Source organism: Thalassobaculum litoreum DSM 18839, from assembly GCF_900102465.1.
GTDB classification, from domain to species: domain Bacteria; phylum Pseudomonadota; class Alphaproteobacteria; order Thalassobaculales; family Thalassobaculaceae; genus Thalassobaculum; species Thalassobaculum litoreum.
The window spans coordinates 1-5,986 of sequence record NZ_FNBW01000037.1 but is presented as its reverse complement, the minus strand read 5'-3'; the positions used below and the strand labels follow the sequence as shown (position 1 = coordinate 5,986).

10 protein-coding genes are annotated in these 5,986 nt (G+C 66.8%); all 10 read right to left on the bottom strand.

The annotated features are described in order from the left end of the window. Positions 1-81 precede the first annotated feature (81 nt). Complete coding sequence (locus BLS34_RS24990) at positions 82-363, bottom strand: hypothetical protein (RefSeq protein WP_093154777.1); 282 nt, start codon at positions 361-363, stop codon at positions 82-84. Further along, a complete protein-coding gene (locus BLS34_RS24985) occupies positions 360-581 on the bottom strand; it encodes a hypothetical protein (protein WP_093154780.1) in 222 nt (73 codons plus the stop codon). The genes BLS34_RS24990 and BLS34_RS24985 overlap by 4 nt, the downstream gene beginning before the upstream one ends. Before the next feature lies 1 nt (position 582). Further along, positions 583-846, bottom strand: coding sequence for a TolB-like translocation protein (locus BLS34_RS24980; RefSeq protein WP_093154782.1), 264 nt, complete (start codon positions 844-846; stop codon positions 583-585). Positions 847-856: 10 nt separating this feature from the next. Beyond that, positions 857-1,504 (bottom strand): DUF3164 family protein, encoded by a 648-nt coding sequence (locus BLS34_RS24975; protein ID WP_093154785.1) that lies wholly within the window; start codon positions 1,502-1,504, stop codon positions 857-859. A 9-nt stretch (positions 1,505-1,513) separates the two neighbouring features. Then, entirely contained in the window at positions 1,514-1,807 is a 294-nt protein-coding gene (locus BLS34_RS24970) for a hypothetical protein (RefSeq protein ID WP_093154788.1), read from the bottom strand. 101 nt (positions 1,808-1,908) lie between these two features. Beyond that, the gene (locus tag BLS34_RS24965; RefSeq protein ID WP_093154813.1) at positions 1,909-2,184 is read right to left on the bottom strand and encodes a hypothetical protein; all 276 of its coding nucleotides are present in this window, start codon (positions 2,182-2,184) and stop codon (positions 1,909-1,911) included. After that, complete coding sequence (locus tag BLS34_RS24960; protein WP_093154811.1) at positions 2,181-2,438, bottom strand: hypothetical protein; 258 nt, start codon at positions 2,436-2,438, stop codon at positions 2,181-2,183. Before BLS34_RS24960 ends, BLS34_RS24965 begins: the two co-directional genes overlap by 4 nt. Beyond that, the gene (locus BLS34_RS24955) at positions 2,435-3,397 is read right to left on the bottom strand and encodes an AAA family ATPase (RefSeq protein ID WP_093154808.1); all 963 of its coding nucleotides are present in this window, start codon (positions 3,395-3,397) and stop codon (positions 2,435-2,437) included. Before BLS34_RS24955 ends, BLS34_RS24960 begins: the two co-directional genes overlap by 4 nt. A 64-nt stretch (positions 3,398-3,461) precedes the next feature. Beyond that, a complete protein-coding gene (locus tag BLS34_RS24950) occupies positions 3,462-5,432 on the bottom strand; it encodes a transposase domain-containing protein (RefSeq protein ID WP_175474391.1) in 1,971 nt (656 codons plus the stop codon). Beyond that, on the bottom strand, positions 5,432-5,902 hold the full coding sequence (locus tag BLS34_RS24945) for a DNA transposition protein (protein WP_139189491.1): 471 nt from the start codon (positions 5,900-5,902) through the stop codon (positions 5,432-5,434). The genes BLS34_RS24950 and BLS34_RS24945 overlap by 1 nt, the downstream gene beginning before the upstream one ends. Positions 5,903-5,986 lie beyond the last annotated feature (84 nt).

The following is a 5,986-nucleotide window of genomic DNA, read 5'->3' as shown; positions in this document are numbered from 1 at the left end:
CCAGCTCTTTCTTGGCGATCTGGATCTTGGCGACGCGGGGGCGCCGGGCGGCCTTGTCGTCGGCGCGGGTGGCGGTGGCGGTCATTCGGCGGCCCTCCTGGTAGGACCGGCGCAGCGCCGGCCGGCGGCGTTGACGATCAGCATGACGTCGGACCACCCAAGCTCGGCGGAGGCCCGATCGAGCGCCTCGCGCAGCTCGGTGCGCGGATCGCCGGCCGGGCGCTCGGCGGCCTCGCGCGCTGCCTGGGTCACCGCCGTCGCCGCCCGGCGGACATTGAGCTGCAGCGCTTTCGGCTGGTGTGGCAGCAGCTGCCGGGTGGCGGCCCAGAAGCCCAGCAGCGCGTCATCGAGCGGCCTAGTCATCGCCGCATCTCGCTGTCCGACACCGCCAGCGCCAGGGCGCCGCGATAGCGATTGATGGCATGGAGCCGTTCGGCGACCGGTGTGTTCTGAACCTGGCGCCAGCGCTGGCTGACATTCCGTCGATGGAATGTCGACGTCCGGCTCCAGCACTCGCGGCACATGGCGTGGCCCTTTCGGAGCGGGGCGCCGCAGCCGCGGACGGGGCAGACGCGGTCCATCTCAGATCCCCTGGCCGGCGAGGAACTCGCCGATCGGCGGCCAGCCGAGCCATTCGGCATCCGGCAGCGGCGTCGGCAGGCCCCGCACTGGCGTCAGGGTGCGGACCTCGCCGCCGGCCGCGCGGTAGACCCACAGGTCGCGGCGGCCATACCAGACATCCAGGTGGACTACGGGGACCTCGGCCGGCCGGGAGGCCTCGTAGATCTCACACTGGACCGGCGCCTCCGCGGCCGGGCGAGTGTGGCGATTTGCGAGCGCGCGCATCGACCCACCCTCATACCGCGGCCAGATCGATCGGCACGGCGCGCCACCCATCGGCCTGGTCGTGGCGAATGTAGAACCGGGCATAGCTCTTCGAGCCGATGACCCGGATGCTGTCGCGGATCGCCTCCTGGCCGCGCTTCCACCGCGCGTCGTCGAACTCCAGGCGGAGCAGCCGGAAGACCGCGTCGCGGCTGACCTGACCTTCCTTGTCGGCCTGGAACGCCTGATCGACCAGGGTGCGCAGCTCCGCGCGGGCATCCTCGGTCCAGTCGGAGATGCACTCGTCCAAGAGTGTGCGGGCCACCTGCAGCTCGGGGCCGAAGGTGAGCCGGTCCGCGACGGCGATCTGTACCTTCATCAGACCGTCGAAGGTCATAAAGGTGACGTTGCCGCGGCCCTTAGCACCCCGCTTCGTGGCGCCGTATTCCTCCTCCGCGAGGCTCATGTAAGACCCGGTGTCGGCGAAGACGTGGCCCTTGAAGCGCTGGATCTGGTTGTGCAGATCGACCGCGTAGCCCAGGACCTTCCGGACCATCTGATCTTCGAGCTGCTGGACCGGGCGGACGCTCGTTTCGGCAACGAACCTGCCCTTGGCGTCCTCCACATAGCCGACCGGGATCTCGCGGCTGGAAACGGGCAGAGTGAGTTGATCGCTCATGTCTGGCTCCTAGTTGGCTTCGATGGATCTGACGGCGTCGACGGAGTCCGCTGCCATGATCAGTGCAGCTGCTAGTCCGCGAGCCTCTCGGCTCCCGAGGCCGGAAAGGCCCTGGATGGGCTCACCGTCCTGAGAGACCCGAATCCAGGCCGCGTCCATGCCGACCTGAGTGGCTCGGCGGCAAACCTCGACCGAAACACCGTCCGGAAGCGGCTTGTTGACCATCTCCGCGAGGTCATCTTCGGTCTTCCGCTGGACCGCTCTGCGTCGGTCCGATTCCATGCGGCTTTCGTAATCGCCCATCGGGTGCTCCTCAGATCTGTGTGTTGGTGAAACGGCCGCGGCGGCTGCCGAGCAGCCACCACCGCAGTTGCTGGCGGATCAGCCAGAGCAGGCCCTGGCGCTTAGCCATGGTCGGCCTCCAGCATCACCAGGTGCCGCTCGCCGTCGGCGCTCTCGAAGGTCATCGAGATCGCGCCGCCGTCCGGGTTGGCGTCCATGACGGCGGTCGACGACGTGCCGTCGAAGAAGTCCAGCCGGCAGACCTGCATGTGGCCGCTTGGACGGACCTTCGAGACCAGCGCGTCGACCCGGACCGCTGCCGGTCCCTTGCCCTCAGTCCAGCTGATCCGCGCACCCTCGCTCGGGTACAGCGGCACGGCGTCCATGACAGCGCTCATAGACCGGCTCCCGATGTCGGCTGTTTGGCTCGCCCCCGGAAGGAGGCGAGATCGACGACGGGGTCGGCGGGGTCGGTCGACGCCACGACGCGCTGGCGCCGCGGTACCGGCTTGGCTTCGAGGCGGCGCGCCATGCGGGCCGCGTCATGCAGCTCGTCGATGCCCCGCGTGAAGGTGATGTACGAAAAAGTGCCGGTTTCCTGCATCTCCTGGAACCAGCGCTCGATAACGCTTTCTATTTTGTCGGCAATCATTGGCCGCCCCCCAGGTTTGCCCAGGCGGCCTGCAGATGCTGGAGTTCGATCCGCTCCACGCCGCCGGCATGCATCACGGCTCGGCGGAGCACCTTGTTCACAAGGCGCAGCGCACCGGGTTTGGCTGCCACTTCTTCGGCGTAGGTGATGCAATCGGGGTTGAGCACGCCCCAGGCCTCGATCTGGGCTCGAACGTCGCCGATCGTCGGCCTCGGGATGTAGCGACGGCCGCCAACTCGGCTGTAGACCTGCGCGTGTTCGCCGGCCCGGCCACCACCCGTCATTCGGCCGGCAACCGTCTCGTTCCCCAGAAACGCGATCCCGATTCCGGTGGCGTCGTGGATACTGCGGATTTCATCGAAGCACTTGACGTTGAGGTGCTGCGCCTCGTCCACGATCAACAGGCCGCCGGTCTCCGCGGTTTTCCGTAGGATCGCGCGATATAACGGGCGCGCTCCGGTGTAGGACATGTCCTTGATGCCCACCGCCTCTGCGATCTCCTGCAGGGCCGGCACCACCGACGAGCAGTGCGGCGCCATTGTGGCAAGCCACACCGACCGATTGCTGTCGCGATAGTGCTTGGCGGACTCTGTCTTACCGACCCCAGGAACGCCGGTGATCGTGACAATGTCGCCGTCCGCGTGTGCGATCGCCAGGGTGACCAGGATGTCCCGGGCAGTAGGCCCGGTGAAGAACGGTGGCGATGACGGGATCCGCGATGCGGCTTCTTGGCGGCGACTGCGCGCAGACAGCCACTGCTCGATCGCCCGGTCAAAGCCCTCGTTGTCGCCCTTATATTTGCCCTGTAGCCACTGGTTGAGAGCGCCGCCCGATACGCCGATTTCCTTGGCGGCGGCAGCCTGGGATAGACGCTCGGCCTCCATAACGGATCGCGCGCGCTGTCGAAGGCCGCCGTCGTCGATGCTTTCCAGGGGTGACTGTGTGCTGATATGGTTCATTCTTCATCCCTCTGCTGTTATCGACCGGCGGGCGTTCCAGCGCCTGCCGGTCACCCATGCCCCGTCAGAGACGGGTGCGGTCACGGATGGCCTTCATGGCCATCACGTTGTTCACGAACTCTTCAGGCAGTGCGTTGGGGTCGTGCTCAGGCAGGCGGGTCGGCTGCGGTTTGGCCGCGGTTGCATTGAACCGCTGCGGCTTCACGACCTTGGCCTCAGGCTTTACCGGGGTTTCGGGCGCCGGTAGCATCCGCGCGACGTCGCGTTCACTTAGGACGATCTGCGCGTCGGCAAGCTCGCGGGTGGCGCGCAGCCGGGTCTTCATCGCCTTGGCGTGCTTCTTCGCCCCCGACTCATCCATGAAGCCGGTGTCGGCGATGCAGCCGGCGGCGGTGATGTAGGTGCCGTCCAGGTCATAGACGTGGACGTGCTTGCCGAGGCGGTCCGGGTCGTAACGGACCGCGACCTTGCGGCCGATGTAGCGAGCGAGAGCCGGGTCGTAGTAACGGTTGCCGTAGAGGTGCAGCACCCCGTCCGGTTGGCGGCACGTAAGGCCAACGACCGACAGCAGCCAGAGGCGGCGGATCGCTTCGTCTTCGGGGCCAACCTTGCGGATCAGGTCGCGCTCGTAGCTCTCGTTGAACACGTCGTCGAAGGAGCGACCCTGGGCGACCAGGCTGTTGCGGTCGGTCCGTGAGTTGTAGCGGTTGATCTCGCGCTCGCAGACCCGCAGCAGGTCGATCATCCGCACTGTGCGCGAGCCGTAGTTTGCCGGCTTGTTCGTTGCGCTGTTGCCGGTATAGGCGCCCTCGAACTCCGGGGCCTTGGAGATGTAGCGAGCCAGCTCCCCGAAGGCGCGCTCGATCGGCTTGGACTGGCCATGGCCCGGCTTCGTGAAGCGCAGGTCAATACCGAGTGCCGGGAACAGCCCCAGGAAATCGTCGTCGCGCGGCTTGTAGCGGTTGCGGTATTTCGCGCCGCCGGTGTTGGCTTTGGCCGCCGCTGCCATGGTGTTGTCTGAGAAGACGGTGTCGGGGATGCCCCAGTTCTCGATGACGTCGCCGAAGGCCAAACGGAAGCCGGTGGCGTTCTCGGTGGTATCGAGCCGCCAGCTGACGATCTTGTTGCTCGACAGGTCCTGGAACCCCAACAGGAATGCGCGGCCGATCTCGCCGCCGGGCCACTCCACGAACAGGTCGATCTTGTGACCGTCGTAGTTGAGCGCCTCCAGGGCGCGCAGATCCGAGCGATCCCGGCGCTGTGCTGGGTATTTACGGTTGAACTCTTCCATACCTTCCCTCCTGAGTGTGATGACTTCGGGGTCGATCTCGCGCTTGAGCTTGCGGGACAGGGTCTTCGGCGTGCGCGGCAGCACCCATCCGTGGTCGCGCGCGGCGTCCTGCAGGCGTTGCCAGCATTCGGCGACGCTCGGCTTGCTGAGGCGCAGGTAGTCGGCGAGGAAGAAATCCCAGGCGTCGGGGTGGATCTCGGATGCTTGTCCGCTGCTCCGCGAATAGCGGGGCGTGAGCCATGCCAGCCAATCGGCGCGGTCTTTGCCCGCCACCGCGTCGAACCAGTTCCAGATGGCGCTGATGGCGACTTTGTTATCGACGGCGGCCTGGGCTACTGCGGCGGAGCGATTGGCGCCCCCGCGCTCCAGATCCAGAACGGCTGTCAGGATGGCGAGGTTGCGCCGCGCCCGGTCCTTCGACTTGCTGGTGGCCGCTTCGAAGTGCTGCCAGATCTCGCCGCGACCGGGTTCGGCGTGCTGTGCATTTGCCTCGGCTGCCCGCTCTCGGACCTCGCGGGCCAGCAGGGCGACCTGAGCGAGTGTCGGCAGAACGGTGTAGTGGTACTCGAGGCCGCCGGCACCCTCGCGACCGGCGCGCTTGCGGGCGAGCGACTGGCCGGACAGGGTCTGCATCGCCTGCCAGTCTTCGCGGTCGGCCAGAATATTGACGCCGCGCTTCGTGCGGGGAAGCCCGCGCAGCTTCATATCGGCCAGCTCGGCGGCGGTGAACCATTCGACGCGCATCAGCGGCCCCTCCATTTCGGACGGAGTTGTTTGCGCCGCTGTTCGCGCTCCTCGATCTCGTCGATAAGGATCATCTCTTCGATGGCCGGCAGGTAGCGCTGGTCGACAACCGCGCTGCCAAGTAGCCGCGCTCCGGTGTCGAGCAGATCGAGCCGCCCGAGCGCATGAGAAAGAGCAACGAGCCGTGCGAAGGAAATGTTGTGATCGTCCCGGGCCTGGCTGGCGTAGGCACTCAGCATGTGGGCCGACACATCCTCGCCGAGGAACTCCGACATGCGGCGCGCCACTTCGTCGCGCGGCATGTCGGACTCCCTCAACGCGCCAGCAACCGACAGGCTGATCCGCTCCGCAAGCCGCCAGCCTTCGGGCTCGACTGAGCGCGCGGGCGCTGGAACAACCGGTGTCATAGGTTCCTTGGGCCGCCAGGACAGCAGGTCCAACGTGAGCGGATCGCGCGGCGCCTTGGCCATCATCCGACCTCACCGAATTTGGCGACCTCGTCGCCGAGGGACTTCCAGCCGGGGCGGGTGTTGCGCGCGAACAGCTCCAGATAC